At 72.4% G+C, this 23,000-nt stretch carries 18 protein-coding genes; 7 read left to right on the forward strand and 11 right to left on the reverse strand.

Annotated features, from left to right (window positions below; genetic code table 11):
* Positions 1-17: 17 nt before the first annotated feature.
* Entirely contained in the window at positions 18-821 is an 804-nt protein-coding gene (locus A3CQ_RS0148110) for a hypothetical protein (protein WP_026207030.1), read from the reverse strand.
* 59 nt (positions 822-880) lie between these two features.
* Between A3CQ_RS0148110 and A3CQ_RS0148115 the strand changes: the two genes are divergently transcribed.
* Positions 881-1,366, forward strand: a complete 486-nt coding sequence (locus A3CQ_RS0148115) for a MarR family winged helix-turn-helix transcriptional regulator (RefSeq protein ID WP_020518151.1) — start codon at positions 881-883, stop codon at positions 1,364-1,366.
* Between the two features lie 14 nt (positions 1,367-1,380).
* Here the strand turns inward: A3CQ_RS0148115 and A3CQ_RS56580 are convergent, their stop codons facing one another.
* On the reverse strand, positions 1,381-2,007 hold the full coding sequence (locus A3CQ_RS56580; RefSeq protein ID WP_020518152.1) for a GGDEF domain-containing protein: 627 nt from the start codon (positions 2,005-2,007) through the stop codon (positions 1,381-1,383).
* Between the two features lie 269 nt (positions 2,008-2,276).
* Here A3CQ_RS56580 and A3CQ_RS0148125 point away from each other — a divergent pair, with 269 nt between their 5' ends.
* Positions 2,277-2,483 carry a DUF397 domain-containing protein gene (locus A3CQ_RS0148125; protein WP_020518153.1) on the forward strand — a complete coding sequence of 69 codons (207 nt, stop codon included), beginning with the start codon at positions 2,277-2,279 and terminating at the stop codon, positions 2,481-2,483.
* Here the strand turns inward: A3CQ_RS0148125 and A3CQ_RS0148130 are convergent, their stop codons facing one another.
* A complete protein-coding gene (locus A3CQ_RS0148130) occupies positions 2,484-3,266 on the reverse strand; it encodes an SAM-dependent methyltransferase (RefSeq protein ID WP_020518154.1) in 783 nt (260 codons plus the stop codon).
* A 14-nt stretch (positions 3,267-3,280) separates the two neighbouring features.
* Positions 3,281-4,102 (reverse strand): helix-turn-helix domain-containing protein, encoded by an 822-nt coding sequence (locus A3CQ_RS0148135; RefSeq protein ID WP_020518155.1) that lies wholly within the window; start codon positions 4,100-4,102, stop codon positions 3,281-3,283.
* A 155-nt stretch (positions 4,103-4,257) separates the two neighbouring features.
* Here A3CQ_RS0148135 and A3CQ_RS0148140 point away from each other — a divergent pair, with 155 nt between their 5' ends.
* The gene (locus A3CQ_RS0148140) at positions 4,258-6,462 is read left to right on the forward strand and encodes a putative bifunctional diguanylate cyclase/phosphodiesterase (RefSeq protein WP_157297205.1); all 2,205 of its coding nucleotides are present in this window, start codon (positions 4,258-4,260) and stop codon (positions 6,460-6,462) included.
* 259 nt (positions 6,463-6,721) lie between these two features.
* On the forward strand, positions 6,722-8,443 hold the full coding sequence (locus A3CQ_RS62395) for a serine/threonine-protein kinase (RefSeq protein WP_051115566.1): 1,722 nt from the start codon (positions 6,722-6,724) through the stop codon (positions 8,441-8,443).
* On the opposite strand, the gene A3CQ_RS0148150 is transcribed toward A3CQ_RS62395, so the two are convergent.
* Genes A3CQ_RS0148150 through A3CQ_RS0148175 form a run of 6 tightly spaced genes read right to left on the reverse strand, consistent with a single transcriptional unit; the run spans position 8,444 to position 15,882 of the window.
* Positions 8,444-9,262: an SDR family oxidoreductase gene (locus A3CQ_RS0148150; RefSeq protein WP_020518157.1), complete on the reverse strand. Its 819-nt coding sequence runs from the start codon at positions 9,260-9,262 to the stop codon at positions 8,444-8,446.
* Positions 9,263-9,272: 10 nt separating this feature from the next.
* Complete coding sequence (locus A3CQ_RS0148155) at positions 9,273-10,787, reverse strand: class I adenylate-forming enzyme family protein (RefSeq protein WP_020518158.1); 1,515 nt, start codon at positions 10,785-10,787, stop codon at positions 9,273-9,275.
* Positions 10,784-11,758, reverse strand: a complete 975-nt coding sequence (locus A3CQ_RS0148160; RefSeq protein ID WP_020518159.1) for an acyl-CoA dehydrogenase family protein — start codon at positions 11,756-11,758, stop codon at positions 10,784-10,786. The genes A3CQ_RS0148155 and A3CQ_RS0148160 overlap by 4 nt, the downstream gene beginning before the upstream one ends.
* A complete protein-coding gene (locus A3CQ_RS0148165; protein ID WP_020518160.1) occupies positions 11,748-12,929 on the reverse strand; it encodes an acyl-CoA dehydrogenase family protein in 1,182 nt (393 codons plus the stop codon). The genes A3CQ_RS0148160 and A3CQ_RS0148165 overlap by 11 nt, the downstream gene beginning before the upstream one ends.
* A 25-nt stretch (positions 12,930-12,954) precedes the next feature.
* Entirely contained in the window at positions 12,955-14,529 is a 1,575-nt protein-coding gene (locus A3CQ_RS0148170) for a succinic semialdehyde dehydrogenase (protein ID WP_020518161.1), read from the reverse strand.
* Between the two features lie 9 nt (positions 14,530-14,538).
* On the reverse strand, positions 14,539-15,882 hold the full coding sequence (locus tag A3CQ_RS0148175; protein WP_020518162.1) for a cytochrome P450: 1,344 nt from the start codon (positions 15,880-15,882) through the stop codon (positions 14,539-14,541).
* An 85-nt stretch (positions 15,883-15,967) separates the two neighbouring features.
* Between A3CQ_RS0148175 and A3CQ_RS0148180 the strand changes: the two genes are divergently transcribed.
* The 3 genes from A3CQ_RS0148180 to A3CQ_RS0148190 all read left to right on the forward strand — a co-directional run bounded on the left by A3CQ_RS0148180 (position 15,968) and on the right by A3CQ_RS0148190 (position 21,430).
* Positions 15,968-16,597 (forward strand): TetR/AcrR family transcriptional regulator, encoded by a 630-nt coding sequence (locus A3CQ_RS0148180; RefSeq protein ID WP_020518163.1) that lies wholly within the window; start codon positions 15,968-15,970, stop codon positions 16,595-16,597.
* 82 nt (positions 16,598-16,679) lie between these two features.
* Positions 16,680-20,399: a S8 family peptidase gene (locus A3CQ_RS0148185; protein WP_026207032.1), complete on the forward strand. Its 3,720-nt coding sequence runs from the start codon at positions 16,680-16,682 to the stop codon at positions 20,397-20,399.
* A 56-nt stretch (positions 20,400-20,455) separates the two neighbouring features.
* Complete coding sequence (locus A3CQ_RS0148190) at positions 20,456-21,430, forward strand: helix-turn-helix transcriptional regulator (protein WP_026207033.1); 975 nt, start codon at positions 20,456-20,458, stop codon at positions 21,428-21,430.
* 33 nt (positions 21,431-21,463) lie between these two features.
* On the opposite strand, the gene A3CQ_RS0148195 is transcribed toward A3CQ_RS0148190, so the two are convergent.
* The gene (locus A3CQ_RS0148195) at positions 21,464-22,783 is read right to left on the reverse strand and encodes a neutral zinc metallopeptidase (RefSeq protein ID WP_020518166.1); all 1,320 of its coding nucleotides are present in this window, start codon (positions 22,781-22,783) and stop codon (positions 21,464-21,466) included.
* Positions 22,784-23,000 lie beyond the last annotated feature (217 nt).

Below are 23,000 nucleotides of genomic sequence, written 5' to 3' on the forward strand. Positions count from 1 at the left end.
GCAAGTGCCCCGATGCGTTATATGTTGGGGTGGGAGGGAGCGGCCGCCGTCGGGTCCGCCCCCGTGAGAAATCCGCCGGCGTTGTCCCGGACGCGGACAGCGCCGAGCGCCTCCGCCCACCGCCTCACCTCGCCGGCCAGGGCCACCGCGCCCGCCTCGTCGCCGGCATCGCGCGCGAGCACGGCCAGCAGCAACTGTTGCGAGAGCGTGCCCGTGACCCGGCCGGCGCCCGCACCCAGCGCCGTGGCCCGCCGCCAACGCTCGAGCGCGGTCGCGTGATCGCCGTTGTCGTGGTCGTGATCGCCGAGGTGCCGCAGCGCCTCCCGGGCGAGCACGTCGTCGCGCCCGGCCGCGGCCAGGGCCGCTTCGTAGTGCGCGGGCGCCGCCTCCCGGTCGGCACGCAGGTTGTCCGCGATCAGCCCGAGATACATCTCGGCCCAGCCGGCCTCGGCAGGGCCGGGCGCCGTCCGCCGCAGCAGTTCGGCCCGGTCCTGCAGCCGGGCGAGAAGCTCGGGGTCCTTTCCCCACGGCCCGGGCTGGAAGCTGCCGCCCACCGGATGGATCAGCTGGAGGTAGTCGTTGCGCAGCCCCAGGAAGTCCCAGGCCCAGCCCTTCGCGCCGGCCTCCTCGGCCGCCGCGAGCCGTGCCCCCGCCGTGTCGGTGCCGACCCACCAGTCCCGCTCGAGCGCCACCTCGGCCGCCGCCAGCGCGATCCTCGGGTCCCCCGGCGCCGCGTCCAGCAGAGCGAGCGCCCGCTCCCAGCGTCCGCCCCCGGCGAGCTCGAGCGCCGCCGCCACAACCTCATCCACAAGTTCCGTCATGGCGGGAACGGTAATTTTGCAGAAAACTATCCACAAGAAAACTACTTTCGGGGGTACGCGTGGAGGGCTCGGTCGATCGGCATGTCGAGACCTGGACCAGGGAGCTCGACTGGCTGGACCCGCTCACCGAGGCGATCGTCGTCCGGCTCGCGACGGCGTCCCGCTACCTGAGTCAGTCCCGCCGCCAGGCCCTCGTGGGCAGCGGCCTCAAGCTGTGGGAGTTCAAGATCCTGCTCACCCTGCGACGGCTGGGCCCGCCCTACGCGACCAGCCCGTCCCGGCTCGCCGACGCCATGGGCCTGACCCGCGGCGCGCTCTCGGCCCGGCTCGCCCCGCTCGAGGAGTCCGGCCTGATCGCGCGCACCCACGACACCGGCGACCGCCGCCGCGTCGAGGTGCGCCTCACCGATTCCGGCCACGGGGCGTTCGAGCGACACGTGAAGGCCGAGAACCGCGACGAGACCGACCTGCTCTCCCCGCTCACCCTCCGGGAGCGTCAGACCCTCGACCGCCTGCTCCGCAAGCTGCTGCCCGAGGCCCGGTAACCGGTCCGGGCGCCCTACCGCTGGTCGAAGGCGATGTACGAGCAGTAGCGATTGGACTTGGCGTGGTACATCGCCAGGTCGGCCCGGCGGATCAGCTCGGTCACCGTCGCCGGCTCGCGGCCGCCCGTGGTGACGCCGATCGAGGCGGTGACGGCGAGCCGGTTGCCGTCGATGTCCATCGGCTCGGCCAGCGCCTCCGAGATCGCGCGGACCAGCGACGGCCAGTCCCGGCTGGCGCCGACGAGCGAGGACTCGGTGAGGATCGCCGCGAACTCGTCGCCGCCGAGGCGGACCGCCAGATCGTCGACCAGGCAGCCGGACAGCCGCCGCCCGACCGTGCACAGCACCTCGTCGCCGACGGCGTGGCCGTAGCGGTCGTTCACCGGTTTGAAGCCGTTGAGGTCGAGCACAAGCACGGCGTACCGCCGGGCGTCGCGGAGCATCCCCGGGCCGACCGTGTTGAGCAGCCGGCGGTTGGCCAGGCCGGTGAGGTCGTCGTGGTGGATGGCCCACCACAGGGCGGCGCGCTCGGACTCCAGCCGGTCGACGTACGCCCGCAGCCGCGCGAGCTCGGCAGCGACGGCACCATCGCCGCCGGGCGCCGCCGCCGCGTAACGGTCAGCGTGACTGAGGATATCCAATTGACGCCTCCTCTGACCGCTGCCGCGTCGGATGGTCATCATCCCCTGTCAAACTTCCACCGTGCAAGATTTCACAGTGCAGAAGTTCAGTCTGTGGACACCGGGGCGCTCAGACATCGACTACGCTCAGTGTGCAAGATTTCATGACGAAAGAAGAAGGGCTCACGGGGGTTAGCATTCGCGCCCTATGTCCAGATATGGCCACGGTCGACACCCGATCCAACTACGAAGAGTGACAATCGTGTCGTCATTGAAGAAGGAGCAGTGCTATGCATCGCGACGTCGAGTGGATGATGTCGAGCCGGTCGACCGGCAACGGGGGTAGCTGCGTCGAGGTACGGCGGCACGCCGGTCTGATCGAGGTTCGCAACAGCAAACGACCCGACGTGAGCACCGTGCGTTTCACCGTGGAGGAGTGGGACTCGTTCCTCGACGGCGCGAAGAAGGGCGAGTTCGACCAGTTGCTCTTCGGCTGATCAGGGCTTGCTGCCGACGCCGGCCCAGATGCCGCCCAGCCGGGGGCTCTCGACCTTCTCCACCGCGACGCCGGGACGCCATTCCTGCGCCCACACCACTCCGGGCTCGAGAAGCTCGAGCCCGGTGAACAGCCGCTCGACCTCCGCGCGGGTCCGGACCGTGCCGGGGGTCGAGGTCCGCCGCTGATAGACGTCCTCGGCCGCGGTGAACAGCTCGAAGCTCTCGGTGGCACTGTGCGACATGATGAAGCGGCTGCCCGGGACGACGGACCCGACCAGCGTGCCGACCGCCTCCTCCGCCGCCCGGTGTTCCGGGACGAAATGCAGCACGGCGGCCAGGATCACGCCGATCGGCCGGCCGAAGTCGAGCAACCGGCGCACCTCGGGGTGGTCGAGAACGGCCTGCGGCTGCTGCACGTCGCCGCGCACCGCCACCGCCAGGTCGTCGCCGTCGAGAATGTCGAGGCTCTCGGCCACCGCCACCGGATCGATGTCGACGTACGCGACCCGGGTTTCCGGATGAATCTGCCGGGCGATGGCATGCACGTTGTCCACCGTCGGAATTCCGGAGCCGATGTCGAGGAACTGCCGGATGCCGGACTCGGACAGGTGCCGGACCGCGTTCACGACGAACGCGCGGTTGGCCCGGGCCGCCTCCGGAATGAACGGGTACCGCTCGATGACGTAGTCGGCGGCCTCCCGGTCCGCGGGGAAGTTGTGCGAGCCGCCGAGGTAGTAGTCGTACATCCGGGCCGCGGTCGCCGCCTTGCGGGATTCAGTCATGCCGGCCCTGCCTCTCAGCGAAATTCCGCGATCGGCACGGAAACCGCACAGATCAGGTCGAAGATGCGGCGGTACTCCCGCACCTCTTCCGGCTCCTCCAGGTACAGCGCGCCCACGTGTGACTCCAGGTAGACCACGTCGGGATCCTCGGGGTCCTCGAAGTCCATGATCCGGAACGCGCCGGCCATGGCGGCATGCGCACCGGCCGACCACGGCAGCACCAGGATCTCGACATGCTCCTGTTTGGCGACCTCGCACAGGTGCTTGACCTGCCCGGCGAGCACCTCGGCGCCGCCCACCTGCCGGGTCAGCACGCCCTCGCCGAGCACGGTGACCAGGCGCGGCTTGGGGTGCCGGGCGGCCATCGCGGCCTGGCGCTGCATCCGCAGGTTCACGTGCCGATCGGTCGCGTCCTTCTCCACCGACTGCTCGGCGCCGTAGATGGCCCGGGCGTACTGCTCCGTCTGCAGCTCACCGGGGACGACCTCGCCCTCGTACGTGCTGATCGCGCTGGCGCTCGCCTCGAGCCCGACGTAGAGCTTGAACCAGTCCGGGATCGCCGGGCTGGCGTCCCACCACTCCTCCTGGGACGTGCCCAGCGCGAGGTCGGACAGCGCGTTGGTGACGCTCTCGTCCACCCCGTACAACCAGCACAACGCGCGTACGTTCGCGACCGTGACCGGAACCTTGCCGGTCTCGATGCGGTGCAGGGTCGGTTCGGAGATGCCGAGCTTGGCCTCCGCGACCTCGCGTCTGCTCTTTCCGGCCGCCACACGCAATCGGGTCAGCCTGCGCCCCAGGGTCCGACGCACCACACGCTGACCGGTGACCGGCACGCTCTCTCCTCCGTACCGCGGCCTCGAGACCGGACGGGCAATGTGGCCCACACCGTACCCCCGGGACGACGGGACCGAAAGTGCACACGCGAACACGGTCAGACATGGTGGGGGGAGGCCTCAAGTCGGGGATCCGGCGGCCGATCGAAGCGGCCATGTCAGGTCGCCGTGGACAGGTGATCGCGCTGGTCGTGATGTGCTTCGCGATCGGCGCCGTGGTCGTTGCCCTGTCCGGCGGCCCCGCCGCCTCGTACACCCAGCTCGGCAGCAGCGCCATCGCGTGCGTGGCCGCCGTCTTCTGCGGCGCCGCGGCACGCCGCGCGTCCGGCAGTGCTCGCGGCGGCTGGGCGCTGATCGCCGCCGGTTGCCTCAGCTGGGGCCTGGGCAACTTCTACTGGTCGTGGAACGAGCTGGTCGTCCACGCCGAGGTGCTGTTCCCCTCGTTCGCGGACGCCGGCTACCTGTTGTTCCCACTGCTCGGAGCGGCCGGCCTCTGGTTGATCTCGGGTTGGTCCTCGAACGGCAACCGCCTCACCGTGCTGCTCGACGGCATGATCGCCGGCAGCGCGCTGTTCGTCGTGGGCTGGGTGCTCACCGTCCGGTCGGTGTGGCAGGCCGGCGCCGACTCGCCGTTCGCGTTCGTGGTGTCGATGGCCTATCCGATCGGCGACATCGTGCTGGCCACCATCGCGGTGCTGCTGGCCGCCCGGACCCGGCGCGGCGACCGCGGCATCGTCCTGCTGCTGATCCTGGGCCTGGCCGGCATGACGGCCTCGGACGTGTTGTTCGCGCTGGACACCTCGTCCGGCACCTACTACTCCGGGCAACCCTCGGACGCCGGCTGGTTCATCGCGTTCTCGGCGTGCGGTGCGGCCGGGTGGCTGGCGACCCGGCGGCCGATGGTGCTGAACGACACCGGGGTGACCACCCGGCGGCAGATCATGCTCCCGTACGTGCCGTTCGGGCTGGCCGTCGCCGTCGCGGCCGGGCAGGGGATCGGCGTGGACGCGGCCGAGGCGGTGCCGCTGCTGGCCGGGATGATCATGATCCTGCTGCGGCAGTTGTCGACGCTGCTGCACAACTCGACGCTGGCACGCCGCCTGCGCCATCAGGCGTATCACGATCCGCTCACCGGGCTCGGCAACCGCGCGCTGTACACCGAGAGGCTGGAAGGCGCACTGGCCGCGGGCACGCCGGTCGCGATCGTCTACCTGGACCTCGACGACTTCAAGATGATCAACGACACGCTGGGGCACGACGCCGGTGACAACGTGCTGCGCACGGTCGGCGACCGGCTCCGGCACTGTTTCCCCGAGCCGGACACCGTCGCCCGGCTCGGCGGCGACGAGTTCGCCGTGCTCACCGCCCGGATCGACGGACTGCCCGAGCTGGCGCAGCGGCTGCTGACCGGGTTGCACGAGCCGTTCGCGGCCGGCGCGCGCACCATTCAGATCAGTGCCAGCGCCGGCATCGCGATCGCCGACGGCGCGACCCGTGCCGAGGACCTGCGCAAGAACGTCGACCTGGCGATGTACGACGCCAAGGCGCGGGGCAAGAACACCTGCTCGCTGTTCGAGCCGTCCATGCGCGAGGACTTCGACCGCGAGCTGATGCTGCGCGACGAGCTGCGCCGGGCGCTGACCGACGGCGACCTGCACGTCATGTACCAGCCGATCGTCGGGCTCGGCGATCGCCGGGTGGTCGGCGTGGAGGCACTGGCCCGCTGGAACCACCCGCGGCTCGGGTCGGTGCCGCCGGAGGTGTTCGTCCCGGTCGCCGAGCGGGCCGGGCTGATCGGCGACCTCGGGATGTCGGTGCTGCGGCGGGCGTGTGCGGAGTTCGCGGCCTGGGCCGGCGCACCCGGGGCGTACCTGTCGGTGAACGTCTCGCCGCTGCAGCTGGTCGATCCCCAGTTCCCCGGCCAGGTGGCGGCCGCGCTGGCCGACGCCGGGCTGCACCCGCGCCGGCTCGTTCTCGAGGTGACCGAGAACGTGCTCGCCGACGAGTCGGAGGTGATCGGCACGCTGACCCGGCTGCGCGCCACCGGCGTCCGGGTGGCGATCGACGATTTCGGGACCGGCTACGCGTCGCTGCGCTACCTGCACCGGTTCCCGGCCGACATCGTCAAGATCGATCGCACGTACGTGCACGAGATCGCCTGCGACCCGGCGGCGATGCGGATCCTCGGCACGCTGTGGCAGCTTTTCGACGCGGTCGGCCTGACCGCGGTGGCCGAGGGCATCGAGGACGAGGACCAGGCCACGATGCTGATCGACCTTGGCTGCCCGCTCGGCCAGGGCTTCCACCTCGGACACCCCGGCCCGCTGGCCGCGATCCTGGTTCCGTCGCCGATCCGCTGAGCAGGCCCGCGGTTCGGGTCCTCAATTGCCACATACCGCGCCAGACTTCCGCGCCTTACGCTCCGTATTGCCAGGCGTCAATGTGCCAAAACCCGTGAGTAACAAGAAGAGTGTGCAAAATAATGGCGGTCACGTGCGCCTATGCGAGCCTTTCGGTCGTAAGATCGGGGACCGTCCAGATCGGAAGTCGTCACCTTGAGTGAACTTCCTTCGCGTACGGGATGGGTATGCCAACGACACCGGGGTGGGAGCACCTCCCATGACCACTAGCCCACTGCGGCCCGGCGACCCGCGACGACTCGGCGACTACCGCCTGCTCTCGCGGCTCGGTGAGGGCGGGATGGGCACTGTCTTCCTCGGCCGCGACCCGGAGGGCGGGCCCGTCGCCGTCAAGGTGATCCGGCCCGAGCACGCCAGCAACGACGAGTTCCGGGCCCGGTTCCGCAGCGAGGTGGAACGAGCCCGGCAGGTTCCGTCGTTCTGCACCGCCGCGGTCCTGGACGCCGATCCCGACAACGACACGCCCTACCTGGTCGTGGAGTACGTGGAGGGGCCCAGCCTGCAGGACGTGGTCGAGGAGCGCGGCCCGATGTCCCCCGGCGACCTGCACAGCGTCGCGGTCGGCGTGGCGGCGGCGCTGACCGCGATCCACGGCGCCGGCATCATCCACCGTGACCTGAAACCGAGCAACGTCCTGCTGTCGCTCGGCCTGCCCAAGGTGATCGACTTCGGCATCGCCCGGGCCCTCGAGGGGACGACCAAATACACCCGGCCCGGCCGGTGGGTGGGCACCGTCGACTACATGGCCCCCGAACGGCTCGACCCCGACGTCGGCCCGATCACCCCCGCGGCCGACATCTTCGCCTGGGGCGGCGTGATCGTCTTCGCCGGCACCGGGCGTAACCCGTTCTACGGCGACACGCCGGTGGCGACCGCCGCCCAGATCCTCACCAAGGCCCCGGAACTGCGCGGGGTGCCGTCGTCGCTGGTCGACCTGCTGACCCGCGCCTTCGCCCGGGACCCCGCCGACCGGCCGGCCGCCAACGAGCTGCTGCAGCAACTGCTCGCCGTGAACGTGCCGCACGCCGGCCCGAAGACGAGGCGGGCCGATTCGCGGTTCGACGCGCGCGATCTGCTCTCGCAGGTGATCGCCGAGGGCCCGAAACCGGCGCCGGCCAACGGCCACGCCCCGGTCGACAGCCCGCCGCCGGCCCTGGCCGACCCCGCGCCGTTGAGCCGCGTGGCGTCCCGGCAGGCGGCCTCGCGGCGCCGGGCGTCCTCGTCCCGCGTGACGACGCGGCGCCTGGCCTACGCCGTGGGCGCCGTGATGGCGGCCTCGGTGGCCGCCGCGACCGTCGCCTACGCCCGGACGACCGGCGACCCCGTCGCCGAGGCGACCCAACCGCAGGCCAAGCTGGCGCCCGTGTCGATGACGCCCGCCATGCGCGGACCGTCCTTCTCCGATCCGCTGAGCGGGCCGGGCCGGTTCCACGAGAGCAAGGCGGAATTCGGCAGCTGCACGTTCCGCAACGGCCGGCTGGAGGCCCAGGTCAACGGCGGGACGACGTATCAGTGCCCGGGCCCGGAGGACGCGTTCTCCGGAAACCAGACCATTTCCGTACGCGTCGAGCTGGCCAGCCCCGATGCCTGCGCGATGGTCTGGTTCCGCTTCGACGGCGCCCGGGGCTACCAGGTGACCGCCTGCGCCGACCAGGTGGAGCTGGAGAAGTTGGACGGCGTCCTGCTGAGCTCGCTCGGCAAGACGTCGTCGGTCACCGTGCAACCGGGCGGCCAGCACGACCTCGCCATCGTGATCTCCGACCAGCACGCCGCCGTCACCATCGACGGGCAGGACGCCGTGCAGGGCGCCGTGTCCGACCCCGACCTGGCCAAGGGCAAGATCCAGCTCGGCGTCACCACCACAAACGGGTCGACGAAGGCCAAGGTCTGGTACTCCAACCTCGACACCCGTACCGGCTGATCAGGTTTCTTCGCGGGCGCCGCGCCGGGCTCGTTCCTCGTACGCCCGGCGCGCGGCCGGATCGGCCTGGCTCAGCACCTTCCCGGCGTCGGAGAGCCGGTCGAGCACGGCCGCCACCCGGCGCGGCAGGGCCTGCGTGACCTTCGTGGGCCCCTGAACCCAGCGCGGAACCCAGAGCTCGGCCCGCGGCTTGCGCAGGGCGAGCTCGATCACCTTGGCCACGTCCTCGGCGCTGACCGATTTGACACCGCGAGCGGCCGGGATCCCCGCCGACAGCTCGGTCCGCACCACGGTCGGCAGGATGAGCGTGACGTCGACGCCGGCCGGTGCGAGCTCGGCCCGCATGGCCTCGCTGAACCCCACCACGGCGAACTTCGAGGCCGAGTAGGTGGCGCCGTTCGCGACCGCGAGGCGGCCCACCGCCGAGGCCACGTTGACGATGTGGCCGTGACCGCGGTCGATCATCCCGGGCGCGACCGCCTTCGTCCCGTTGATCACTCCGAACACGTTGACGTCGAAGATGGTCCGGGTGAGCTGGTGGGGCTCCTTGAGCAGCGACCCGAGCGGCATGATGCCGGCGTTGTTGATCAGCGCGTCCCAGGGGCCGAGGTCGCCGACCGCGGCCAGGAAGTCGCGCCACGAGTCGGGGTCGGTGACGTCCAGCCGTGCGCCGACGACCCGGTCGCCGAAGGGCGCGGCGACCGACGCCGCGAGGTCGGCGTCGAGATCGCCGACCGCGACCGACGCCCCGAGCCGCGCGAGTCGCTCGGCGGTGGCGCGGCCGATGCCGCGCGCGCCGCCCGTGACGATCACGGCCATCCCCGAGATCTTACGATTCATCGCCGCCTCCGGCTCTCACGAGATCGCGCACGGCCTTGCGGTTGATCTTCCCGACGCTGGTCAGCGGGACCGCGTCCAGCACGGTGACCTGGCGCGGGTACTTGTATCTCGCCAGCCGGGCCCGGGTGAACTCGACGAGCTCGGCCCCGCTCACCCGCTGACCGGGCGCGAGCTGGACGACGGCGACCACCTCCTCGCCGTGCTCCGCGTCCGGCCGTCCCACGCACGCCGCGAGCTGCACCGCCGGGTGCTCCAGCAGCACGTCCTCGACGTCGCGCGGGAAGACGTTGAAGCCGCCCCGGATGATGAGGTCCTTCAACCGGTCGACGACGTAGAGGAAGCCGTCCTCGTCGAGGTGGCCGATGTCGCCGGTGTGCAGCCACCCGTCCCGTACGGTCTGCGCGGTCAGCTCCGGATCGTTCCAGTACCCGAGCATCACTCCCGGGCCGCGGGCGCAGATCTCGCCGTCCTCGCCGGCCGGCACCGGCTTCCCGGCGAGGTCGAGGATTCTCACCTCGACGTGCGGGGCCGCCTTGCCGACGCTGCCGGCCCGGTGCTCGGGCATCGTCTCCGTCGAGACCACCCCGCTGGACTCGGTGCAGCCGTAGCCCTGCAGCACGGTCACCCCGAAGGCCTTCTCGGCCGCGACACGGACCGCGGGCGGAAGGGTCGCGCCGCCCGAACCGAAGTATTGCAGCGAGGAGAGGTCGCGGTCGCCACGCGGCTGGGCGAGCAGCACCGGCAGCATCGCGGGGACGACCGGGCTGGTCTCCAGCCGGTGCTCGGCGACCATCTCCACCCAGCCGGCCGGGTCGAACCAGCGCTGGAGCACGAAGACGTGCCGCCGATCGGCGTGCCATTCGCCGATGGCGACGATGAGACCGTAGGCGTGCGACAGCGGCAGGGGCAGCAGCGCCCGGGTCGCCGTCGTCGTCCGGGTGGCCCGGTCGATGCCGCGACCGGACTCCCACAGCCCGCGATGGCTGAGCATGACGCCCTTGGCCCGTCCGGTGGTGCCCCCGGTGTAGAGAAGAGCCGCGAGGTCGTCGTCCCCGCGCGGCTCGATGCCGGCCGGCTCGCCCGCCTCCAGCTCGGCGTAGTTCTCGCCGATGACGAAGGTCGTGATCCCCAGCCCGTCGGCGGCGCCGCGGAACAGGCCGGCCAGCTCCGGGCTGATGATCGCCGCGGTGGCGCCGGAGTCGGAGAGGATGTGCCGCAGCTCCGGCGGGCTCTGCAGGAAGATCACCGGCGTCGCCACCGCGCCGGCCCGCCAGATCGCCCGGTACGAGATGAACACCTCGGGGGTGTTCGACGTCAGCACGACCACGCGGTCGCCGGGCCGGACCCCGTGCGCGCGCAGCCCACCGGCCACCCGGACCGACCGCTCGTGAATCTCGGCCGAGGTCAGCCACTTCCCCTCGAAGAACAGCGACTCGTAGTCGCCGAGCCGCTCGAAGGCCCGCTCGGCGAGGACCGCGAGGTTGTGCTCACCGGGAGCGTTCATCGTGTCGCCTCCATCGCGAGTCGCGCGACCTCGTCGAAGGCCGCGACGTCGTCGCCGAGGAGGAACCGGTCCACCTTGGCGCGCCGCCAGTACAGGTGTGCGTCGTGCTCCCAGGTGAACCCGATGCCGCCGTGCACCTGGATCACCGCCTCGGCCGCGTGCTCGAGCGTGGTGGCCGCGGCGGCCTTGGCGGCGGCCGCGGCCAGGGGCAGTTCCGCGGGCGCGCGGTCGGCGGCCCAAGCGGCCCACCAGACCAGCGACCGCAGCTGCTCCACCTCGACGTAGACGTCGACGAGCAGGTGCTTGACCGCCTGGTACGAGCCGATCAGCCGCCCGAACGCCTGCCGTTGCTTCGCGTACGCCACGCCCATCTCCAGCAGGCGGGCGGCGGCGCCCAGGCCCTCGGCGGCGAGGATCGTCCGTCCGACCCGCTCGCCCCGCCGCCACCGGTCGGCGGCGTCCGCGGCCAGCACGACGGTTTCGCCCAGGGCGACATCGCCGAGACCGCGGGTCGCGTCGATCGGCTCCCGGGCCGTGACCGTGCCCGGGCCGCAGACCAGGGCGCCGTCGCGCCGGGCCAGGAAGGTGTCGCCGTCGATCGCGTCCAGGACCGGGCCGTCGTCGTCGGCGACCGCGACGGCCAGGCTGCCGTCGGCGAGGCCGGCCAGCCGGGAATCGCCGGCCAGGAGCACGGCCGCCCGCGCGAAGGTCACCAGGGACGGGCCCGCGAGCACGCGCCCGGCCTGCTCGGCCACCACGGCGAGCTGCAGGACGCTGCCGCCGCCCCCGCCGGCGCTCTCCGGGATCGTGATCGTCGCGAAGCCGCTCTTGACCAGCTCCGCCCGCCCGGGCCGGACCGCGGCGCCCTCTTCCAGGGCGGCCCGGGCCGCGGCCGGGGAGGCCGACGCCGCCAGGAACTCCCGGGCGCCGCCGGCCAGATCGAGGTGCTCCTGGTCCAGGTCAAAGTTCATGGAGGCTCTCCTTGAACGAAACACCCTTGTCGGTACGGGGCTCGGCGGGCAGGCCGAGGACCCGCTCGCCGATGATGTTGCGCAGCACCTGGTCGCTTCCGCCCGCGATCGCCATGCCCGGCAGTACCGCCTGCATGGTCGGCCAGGTGCGGTCGCCGTCGCCGGTCGCCGCGACGCGCGCGTCGGCGCCGAGCACGCGTACGGCCAGATCGGTCAGATCGCGCGCCGACCGGGTGCCACTCAGCTTTCCCGCCGACGCCTCCGGACCGGGAAGCTCGCCGCGGCTGAGTTTCGAGAGCTGGCGGTACCCGGTGTAGCGGGCACCGAGCGCGGCGACATATCCGCGGCCCAGCTCCTGGCGGGCCAGCGCCTGCCGGTCTGCGGACAGCGCGCCGAGGTGCTCGGCGACGTGCCGGGCCACCGCTTCGGGCTTGGGGCCGATCGACGTACCGCCGCCGCCGAGTGAGAGGCGCTCGCTCATCAGCGTCGTCAAAGCGACCCGCCAGCCGTCGCCGGCCTCGCCCAGCCGCTCGGCGTCGGGCACGAGGACATCGTCGAAGAAGACCTCGTTGAAGTGCGCGTCGCCGTTCATCTGCCTCAGCGGCCGTACGGTGACGCCGGGGGCCTTCATGTCGACCACGAACATGGTCAGGCCGCGGTGTTTGGGCACGTCCGGATCGGTGCGGGTCAGCAGGATCCCGTAGTCGGCCAGGTGGGCGAGGGTCGTCCACACCTTCTGGCCATTGACCCGCCAGTCGCCGCCGGGTTCGCGGACGGCCCGGGTCCGCAGCGCGGCCAGGTCGCTGCCGGCGGCCGGCTCGCTGAACAGCTGGCACCAGAGGTCGTCGGCCCGCAGCAACCGCTGGAGATACCGCTCCTTCTGGCGGTCGCTGCCGTGCATGATCACGGTCGGGCCGCACATGCCGATGCCGATCAGGTTGACCAGCGAGGGCAGTCCGAGCCGGGCCATCTCCTGGTCGACGATCGCCTGCTGCATCGGCGTGCCGCCGCGGCCGCCGGCCTCGACCGGCCAGGTGACGCCGACGAACCCGGCCTCGTACAGGGTGGCCTGCCAGGCCCGGGCGGCGTCGTGCTCGCCGCGGTGATGCTCCAGGAACGAGCGGACGTGCGCGCGCCAGGCCGCCTCGTCCGGAGTGTCGTCGAAGTCCATGCTGTTCCCTTCCCCGGAGCGAAGATCACCGGATGCCGAGCCGCCGTAGCAGCTTCAACTGCCTGTTGCCCAGTGCCACGAACGACTCCGCCGGCCGGCCCGGCGGCGGGCCGACCGGGCCGAGACGGGAGACGGCCACGGTCTGCGCGTCGGTGTACTTGCGGATGCCCTCGGGACCGTGCCGGCGGCCCAGGCCGCTGTCCCCGCGGCCGCCCATCGGCGCCTCCACCGTGCCGATGGCGAGACCGGCGCCGTCGTTGATGTTGACCGCGCCGGCGCGGATCCGGCGGGCCATCGCCTGCGCCTCGGCGATGTTCCGGCTGAAGATGCTTGCGGAGAGGCCGTGCCGGCCGCGGTTGGCCGCGGCGACCGCGGCGGCGTCGTCGTCCGCGCGGTGCAGGGCGATGACCGGGCCGAACGTCTCGCCGAGACACACGTCCATGTCGTCGGTGACGCCGGCGAGGACGGTGGGCTGGTAGGCGTACGGGCCGATGTCGGGACGGGCGCGGCCGCCGGCCAGGACGGTGGCGCCCTTGGCGACCGCGTCCCGCACGTGCGCGCCGACCCGGTCCAGCTGGGCCCGGTTGGCCAGCGGGCCGATGTCGTAACCGAAGCCGAACCCCTGGCCCAGCCGCTGTGCGCTGGTGGCGGCGAGGAGCGCGCCGGTGAACGCGTCGTACACGTCCCGGTGCACGATCACGCGTTCGATGTGGATGCACATCTGGCCGCTGGTGGCGAACGCGGCGGCGACGGTGCCGCGCGCGGCGAGATCCAGGTCGGCGTCGGCGCGTACGACCAAGGGATTCTTGCCGCCGAGCTCGAGCGAGGTCCCGATGAGGCGACGCGCGGCGCGCTCGGCCACCAGCCGGCCGGTCGCGGTGGAACCGGTGAAACAGAGGAAGTCGACGGAATCCACGACCGCCGCCCCGATCGCCGGCCCGTCGCCGGAGACGACCTCCCAGACGTTCTCGGGCAGGCCCGCCTCGGCCATCAGGGCCCGCGCCCACAGCAGGGTCAGCGGCGTCTGCTCGTCCGCCTTGCTCACCGCGGCGTTGCCGGCGAGCAGCGCCGGGATCAGGTCACCGACGCCGAGATAGAGCGGATAGTTCCAGGGCGAGACGATCCCGATGACGCCCTTGGGGATGCGGAGCTCCCGCGCGCTCGTGACCACCGGGACGGCCGGACGCACGGACCGGTCCTCGAGATAGGTCCGCCCGTGCCGGGCGTAGTGCCGGGCCACGGTGCCGAGCAGGAGGATCTCCTGCCAGGCGTGGAACCGCGCCTTGCCCATCTCCCACTGGATGAGGTCCAGCACCTCGTCCTGCCGCTCGACGAGAAGGTCGTGGAAGCGCAGCACCACCTCGGCGCGGGCGCCGTAGGACAGCTCGGCCCACCGCTCCTGCGCCACCCGGGCCCGGGCGACGGCCCTCTCGACGTCGTCCGGCGTGCACGCCGGCACCGGAACGGTCGGCAGCGCATCGAACGGCGCGATCGCCGTGGTCGTGCCCTCGCCCGGGCCGCTGACGGCGACCCAGCGTCGCAGCGACGCGAGCCGGGCGTCGGTCAGCCAGGCCGGGCGGTAGGCGCTGACCGTGGCCATGATCGTTGCTCAGTTCCGGGCCAGGGCGATCGGCTGGCCGTCCTTCGGGAACGGCAGCGAGTGCTGGTCGAGCGGCGCGACATAGCCGGGGTCGACGCTCCAGTGGTATCCGCGCAGCAGCCGATGCATGATCGCCTTGACCTCGAGGCCGGCGAAATGAAGACCGATGCACTTGTGTACGCCGCCGCCGAACGGTTCCCATGCGAACCGGTGCGAGCGGTCCTCGCGGCGGCCGGGCGCGAAGCGCTCGGGGTCGAAGACCATCGGGTTGGTCCAGTACTCCTCCATCAGGTGGGTGAACTGGAGGCCCAGCGTGCAGAAGGTGTCGGCCGGAATGCGGACACCCTGCACGACGGTGTCCTTGACCGTGTGGCGGACCAGCACCGGCACCGGCGCCCGCAGCCGCAGCGCCTCGCGCATGACCAGGTCGATCGAGACCAGCGACTCCAGCTCGGCCATCGCCGGGCTCGGCCCGAGCGCCAGCGCCTCGGCCCGGCAGCGGTCCTGCCAGCCGGGGCGCTGGCCGAGGTACTGCAGCATCGCCGAGGTGGTGATGGTCGACGTGTCGTGCGCCGCCATCATCAGGAAGATCATGTGGTTGATGACGTCGTCGTCGGAGAAGCGCTCGCCGTCGTCGGTCTCGATGTGACAGAGCACCGAGAAGATGTCGTCGGTCGCCTCGGCCCGCCTGGCCGGCAGATAGCCCCGGAGGAAGTTCTCCAGCACCTTGCGGGCGCGGTACGCCCGGCCCCAGCGGGTGAGCGGCACGTCGGCCCGGACGATGCCGGCGGCGGCCTGCACGCAGGCGATGAACGCCCGGTTGATCCGGTCCATCTCGGCCGGGCTGGTCTCCCGCGCACCGCCCATGAACAGGTCCGCGGCGATGTCGAGAGTCAACTGCTTGAGACGCCGGTACGCCCGGAACTGCAGGCCGGGCTCCCAGCTCGCCATGCCCCGCTCGATGGCCGGGTGCAGCCGGCGGGTGTATCCGTCCAGCCGGGGCCGGGTGAACGCCTCCTGCATGATCCGCCGATGATCCCGGTGCTCCTCGAAGTCGATGAGCATGAGGCCACGGTGGAAGAACGGGCCGACGAGCTGTGACCAGGCCGGCCCGTTGGCGAACGCCTTGTCCCTGTTCTGCAGCGCCTCGCCGCAGGCGTCCGGGCCGAGCAGCATCGCGGTCTTCTTGCCGAGCATGTGGGACGGGGCGACCGGGCCGTAGTGCTCCCAGTGGCGCCGGTAGAGCCCGACCGGGTCGCGCTGGTAGGCGAGGATCTGGCCGATCCAGGGCAGGCCACGGTCGTCACGGCGCAGGTCGGGGAGGTCGCGCAGCTGCAGAGTCTCGGCCGTCATGGCTCACCTCGCTCGTTCCGCCCAGCGTGATTCGGGAAGGGCGTCCTGTCAACCTTCGCGGGTCCCCTGTGGCATCGTTGGCGTCATGGCCGTGCGGTCAGGGATCTACCGGGGCGTGAGCGCCACCGACCGGGTGGCCGAGCGCCGCACCCGGCTGCTCGCCGCCGCCCTCACGGTCTGGGCCGACCCGCGGACCCGCACCACGATGACCGCCGTCTGCGCCGAGGCCGGCCTCACCGAGCGCTACTTCTACGAGAGCTTCACCGGGCTGGAAGCGCTGCTCGAAGCGGTGATGGATGGGGTCGCGGCCGAGATCGAGGTGACCAGCCGGACCGCCGCCGAGGCCGCCGGCGACGACCCGGTCGCACGGGTGCGCGCCTCGGTGCGGGCGTTCATGGAACTGCTGGTGGACGACCCCCGGAAGGGCCGGGTCGCCATCGTGGAGTCCGTGGCCGTGCCGGCATTGCGGCGGCGCCGCACCGAGCTGCTCCGCCACCTCGCGCACGAATCGGCGGTCGAGTCACGCAAGCTCCTGGGCTCCCCCGGCCGCAGCGGTTCTCCTGGCCGCAGTTCCACCGAGGACGAGATCGGCGGCCTGCTCTTCATCGGCGGCATGGCCGAGCTCATCACCGCCTGGCTGGACGGCACTCTCGAGGCCTCCACGGACGAGATCGTCGAGGCCGCCTCCCGAGCGCTCCTGGGCATCTACCGCTGAGACGGCGGGTCGCCGCCAATGCACGTCCTCGCCAGTCCGGGAGGATTCCGGGACGGGGACACCGGCCGGTAGACCGTTGGCCATGACTCTCCCCCAGCCCGGGCGACGATCCGGACGTGCGCTGACCGCGCCCGTGGCCGGCGTCGTCGCCCTCCTCCTCTCCGGGGCCGCGATTCCGGTGCCGCCGGCGGCGGCGGTCACCCCGGCCGCCCGGGCCACCCCGGGCAGCTCCCACACCGTCACCCTGGTGACCGGCGACGTGGTGCGGGTGTCCGACGCCGGCGGCGGCAAGCACACCGTGGACGTCACCCGTCCGCACGGCGCGCACGGCGGTGTCCGGGCCGAGACGGTCGGCACCGACCTGTACGTCCTGCCGGACGAGGCGTTGCCGTACCTGGCCGCCGGTCGGGTCGACCGCCGGCTGTTCGACGTGACGGCGCTGATCGAGCAGGGCTACGACGACGCGCACAGCGATGGCGTACCGCTGATCCTGGCCTCTCCGCCGGCCGCCGCCGCGCTGCCCGCCGTCCCGGCCGGCGTCAGCGCGGTTCGCACGCTGCCGAGCATTCACGGCCGCGCCGTTCGTGCCGCCAAGAGCCGCGTGCGGCAGGCGTGGACCGCGCTGGTCCCGGCGAGGACGACCAAGGTCTGGCTGGACGCCCGGGAGCGCGCCGACCTCGCGCAGAGCACCGCGCAGATCGGCGCGCCGGCCGCCTGGGCGGCCGGCGTCGACGGCGCCGGGGTCAAGGTCGCCGTGCTGGACACCGGCGCCGATCTCGACCACCCCGACCTCGAGGGCCGGGTCAGCCAGGCCGTCAGCTTCGTGCCGGGCGAGACCGCCCGCGACGGCAACGGTCACGGCACGCACACGCTGTCCACGGTGGGTGGCAGCGGAAACGCTTCCGGCGGCGCCGAGCGGGGCGTGGCACCGGGCGCCGACCTGCTGGTCGGCAAGGTCCTCTCCGACCAGGGGTACGGCGAGGACTCGTGGATCATCGCGGGCATGGAGTGGGCGGCCGGGCAGGGCGCCCGCGTGATCAGCATGAGCCTCGGCGGGTCGTCCCCGAGCGACGGCAGCGACCCGCTCAGTCAGGCCGTGAACCGGCTGACCGAGCAGACCGGCACGTTGTTCGTCGTCGCGGCGGGCAACGCCGGCAGCGAGGCCGCAATCTCGGCGCCGGGCGCGGCGGACGCCGCGCTCACCGTGGCCGCGGTCGATTCCGATGATCAGCTGGCATCGTTCTCGTCGATGGGCCCCCGCATCGGCGACTACGCCCTGAAACCGGACATCGCCGCGCCCGGCGTCGACATCCTGGCCGCCAAGGCGGGCGGCACCGCCACCACCGGCTGGTACCAGACGATGAGCGGCACCTCGATGGCCACCCCGCACGTGGCCGGGGCCGCCGCGCTGCTCGCCGAGCGGCACCCGCGGTGGACGGCCGCCCAGCTCAAGGACGCGCTGATGAGCAGCTCCCGGCAGCTGTCCGGCACCGCCTACCAGTCCGGCGCGGGGCGGGCCGACATCGATGCCGCGCTGCGCGCCACGATCAGCGCGACCGGCTCGGCCTACCTCGGCTTCGACGCCTGGCCGCACGGGGACGGCCGGACCGCCGAGCGGACCGTCACCTACACCAACGACGGCGACGCGGCGGTCACCCTGAATCTGCGGGAGACGGTGACGGTGGCCGGCGGGCCGTACGACACCGACCCGGGAGCGGACGCCGGGAAGCCGGCCCCGGACGGCATGTTCAGTCTCTCGGCGGCGTCCGTCACGGTACCCGCGCACGGGACGGCGGCGGTCACCGCCGGCGCCCGGCCCGACCTGGCCGCTCCCGGGCGCCGCTACCTCGGCCAGATCGTCGCCACCGACCCGGCGACCGGCGCCGCGGTCCGCACCCAGGTGGGGCTCTACCGCGAGGACGAGCGGTACACCCTGCACGTCGACGTGAAGGACCGGGCCGGCGCGCCGGTGTCCGGGTACGTCGAGCTCCAGCAGGCGGGCGTCCCCGACCCGTCGTACGTCTTCGTCGACGGTTCGGCCGACCTGCGGTTGCGCGCCGGCACGTACAGCGTCGTGGCGTACGCCGACGTGGCCGGCAGCCACGGGCCGGACTCGGCGGGCCTGGCCCTGCTCGGCGCGCCCGAGGTCGTGCTCGACCACAGCCGGTCGCTGGTGCTCGACGCACGCCGGGCGCGCGAGGTCACCGCCCAGGTGCCGCGCACCACCGAGGATCGCATGCTGTACCTCGACTGGTACCGACGCTTCGACGCGGACAGCGTGATCGCCGCCCAGTACCTGCTGCCGGCCGTGTACGACACCATGTACGCCCTGCCGACGGCCCCGGTCACCACCGGCGACTTCGAGTTCGAGGCGCGCTGGCGTAAGGCGTACCCGCTGCTCACCGTCGCCGACCGTGGCCGGCAGCTGATGATCCAGGGCCTCGCGGGATCCGCGCTCTACGACGGGCACGACGCCCTCGACACGGTCTACGCCGGCGCCGGGGCGGCGGCCGACTACGCCGGCGTCCGGGCGGCGGGCCGGGCCGTGCTCGTGACCCGGTCGGACTCGCTGACCGGCACGGAACGCGCCCGGAACGCGGCGGCGGCCGGCGCGAGGCTGCTCATCGTGGTCAACGACGGACCGGGCAAGCTCGCCGACTACGTGGGCACCGACGACGGCGGCTACAGCACCGTTCCCGTGGTGTCGGTGACCGCCCGGGAGGGAGCGAACCTGATCCCGCGGGCGCGGCAGGGCCGGCTGCGGCTCACCGTGGCCGGGGTGCCCGACTCGCCGTACGTCTACGACCTGGTCGACCCGCATCCCGGCCGGATACCGGAGAACCTCGCCTACCGGCCGCGGCCGGGCGACCTGGCGACCGTCGACATGCGGTTCCACAGCCTCGACGGGCACACCCGCTACCCGAGCGGCGAGTTCCGCTGGGACTACCGGCCGTACCGCACGTACGGCTTCGGCGCCCTGCTGCGGGCCACGATGCCCGGCACCCGGGTCGACTACACCTCGGCCCAGCCCGGCACGGAGTGGGCCGAGGCCGCGGTCACCGGGCCCGGACTGAACCTGGTGTCCAGCGCCGAGGTGCACGCCCTGCGGCGCGGCGTCCGCACCGTCAGCGACTGGTTCGGCCCGGTCGTGCGGCCGCGCAACGGCGGCGGTTTCTGGTCGTCCACCCGCGACGAGCTCTCCATCGCGATCAACGTCCAGCCGTGGGCGGACGGCGGCGCGGAGCACGCCGGCTACCTCCAGGACGGCGACACCAAACAGATGAAGGTGTACGAGGACGGCACGCTCGTGAGCACGTCCGACTGGGCGTCGGGGTTCCTGTACCCGATCCCGGCCGGACCCGCGACGTACACCCTGGACCTGGTCGCGAGCCGGGACCCGGCGGTCTTCCGCCTGTCGCCGCGCACCCACACCGTGTGGACCGTCAAGTCGGTGCCGGCGGCGCCGGGCAAGGTCGACCTGATGCCCGTCCTGCAGCTGGACTACCGGGTCGGCGCCGACCTGGCCGGCGACGTGCCGGGCGGGCGGCAGTCGATCGGGCTGACCGCGAGCCACCTGGCCGGCGCGGCCGGCGCGGGGCGGATCGCCGGGGCGGCGCTCTCGGTCTCCTACGACGACGGCGTCACCTGGCTCCCGGCGTCGCTGACCGGCGGGGCCGGCGGCGGCTGGTCGGCGTCCTTCGTCGCCCCCCGCGACGGGTACGTGTCGCTGAGAGCGCGCGCCTGGGACAGCGCCGGCAACGCGGTCACCCAGGAGGTGATCAGGGCGTACGGCCTCAGATGAGCGGCGAAGGGCCGCGGTCCGTTGGCGGCCGCGGCCTCCGCTCGTACGCTCGGACCATGCTCGCCGCCCTTGGCCTCGCTTCCGCCGAGGAGCAGGCCTATCGCCTGCTCGTCGCGGGTGGCGTCGCCGCCGTGGACGACCTGCTCCCCGAGGCCGGCCTCGCCCGGGCCGAGCTCGCCGCCGCGCTGGCCGGGCTGGTCGGGCGGGGACTGGCCACCGCGCAGCCGCCGCCGGCCGGGGACGGGCCGGTGCGGTTCGCCGCGGCCCCGCCGGCGATCGCCCTGGCCGGTCTGCTGCGCAGCCGGCACGACGATCTCCGCGCGGCGGAACTCGCCATCGCCGCGCTGGCCGAGACGTACCGGTCGGCGAGCGCCGGCCGGACGGCCGCCGACGTCATCGAGGTGATCACCGATGTCGACGCGGTGCGTCACCGGTTCGCCCAGCTCCAGGAGGCGGCCCGCGAGGAGGTGCTGTCCCTCGTGGTGCCCCATCTGTCCGTGGTCCCGCACCGGGAGAACGTGGCGGGCGACGAGTGCCTGCGCCGCGGCGTCCGCTACCGGGCGATCATCGACCGGCGGGTGCTGGACCCGCCGGGCGTGATCGACGACGTGGTCGCCAGCGCCGCCGCCGGGCAGGAGATCCGGGTGGTCGACCGGGTGCCGGTCAAGGCGGTGATCGTCGACCGCGAGGTGGCGATGCTGCCGCTGCGGCACAACCAGCACACCGCCGCCGCGTCGGTTCTCATCCACCCGAGCGGGCTGCTCGACGCGATGCTCGCCTTCCACGACGTGCTCTGGGAACGCGGCTATCCGCTGCTGGCCGGTTCCGGCGGCAGCCCGGCCGAGATCGACGAGATCGACGGGCGGATCCTGGCGCTCCTGCTCAGCGGGCTGACCGACCAGGCCGTCGCCGGCAAGCTCGGGCTGTCGCTGCGCACGGTGCAGCGCCGCATCCATCAGCTCATGGCGAGGGCCGGCGTCGGTACCCGGGTACAACTCGGCTGGCACGCGGCGCGCAAGGGCTGGGCCTGACGACCGGGCGCCCGAAGCGCCGGCTGATCCGGGTCATTTGCAGGCCGACAGCCCGTTGAGCACCCCGTTGCGGTACGCGGCGATGCGGTCGAAACCGGACGCCCCGGATCCGCCGGTGGCCCGGCCGAGCGCGAGCAGCGCACCGACGGCCTCGTCGAGGTCGCCGGGCGACAACGTGGTGGCATCGGTCTGGGTGCCCCGGTGGAGCAGGTCGTACGTCCAGGAGCCGTTGAGGCAGTCGACCGCGAGCTGGCCGGAGCTGCCCTCGGTCGACTGACCGCGGCGATGCTGGACGGCCCGCGCGTACAGGTCGCCGAGGATCAGCCCGACGGCGTTGTCGCCGAATTGCTCGTACAGTGCCCGGAGCTTCTGGTCGTCGTACGCGATGAAGTCGCCGTCGGGACAGTAGAAGGCGGCGCCGCCGGCGATGGCGTCGGGGGCCGGGCAGGCCGGCGCCGAGGACGGATCGAACGGCTGCACCGTCAGCGGTTTCCACGGCTGGCCGGTGAGCTGCGGGTACGCCTTGGCCCAGTAGGCCTCCACGTCCTTGAGGATGGTGTCGACCGCCTCGTCGTACGGGAGGTTGCCGCCGGTCGCCGCGTCCCGTTCCCGGGTGAACGGCACCTCGGTGATCGGCAGGTTCGTGGCGTTGTAGCCGGAACACTTGACGGCCCCGTTCTGCACACCGTCCTGAAGGGCCCGGATCCGGTCGAAGGCGTTGCCGTGCGCCCCTTCGTTCGTCGCGGACGTGCCCGGTTGATCGCGTAGCAGCAGCATGCCGGCGAGCGCGTCGTCGATCTGAGCCGGCGTGATGCCCTTGAACGAGCCGGAGTGGCCGGCCATCGCGTCGGCGAGCCAGGCGCCGGCGTAGCAGTCGGCCTGCTGCTCCAGGACGACCGTGGGTTGATCGGTCACGCCCTGGCGGTGCTGGACGGCATGCCCGTACTCATGGGCCATGACCAGCGCGACGAGCAGCTGGCCGAAGTTGCTCTGCAGCTGCGGGATCAGTTTCTCGGCGTCCCAGGCGATGAAGTCGCCGATCGGGCAGTAGAACGCGTTGGGCTGGTAGACGCCCTCCTCGCCGCCGCAGGCCGGCGGCGGGGAGCTCTGGGTGTAGGGGTGGTAGCCGCCCTGGATCGGCTGGAACGCCTTCCCGCCGCTGATGGTGGGGTAGGTGGCGGTCCAGAACCGTTCGATGTCGCTCAGCGCGAGGTTGACGACCTCCCCCGGCGGAAGAGAAGCCATCGTGCCGGTCGCCGCGGACGGCGGACTCTTCGTGCCGCCGCATCCGGTGAGGACGACAAGTACGACTGCTCCGGCGGCCAGCAAGGTCCGCGCGCGGTGCCCGGTCATCTGATCGGTCCTCCAGCGTCGGCGACTCTTCACGTTCGCAGTTCCGCACCCCGGTTTCCTCATCCCGCGGAGATGAGCCGATCGATGTGAATGGCCCAATTGGTCGGTCCTTCAGTCAGATCTTTCCGAATCCTCCCTGGTAGCCGAGCCGCGCCGCCGGCACCGGGCACCACGAGGACAGAAATTGACAGCGGTCGACCTGGCTCTCCGAGATCTT

It is taken from the genome of Paractinoplanes globisporus DSM 43857 (assembly GCF_000379645.1).
GTDB lineage: Bacteria > Actinomycetota > Actinomycetes > Mycobacteriales > Micromonosporaceae > Actinoplanes > Actinoplanes globisporus.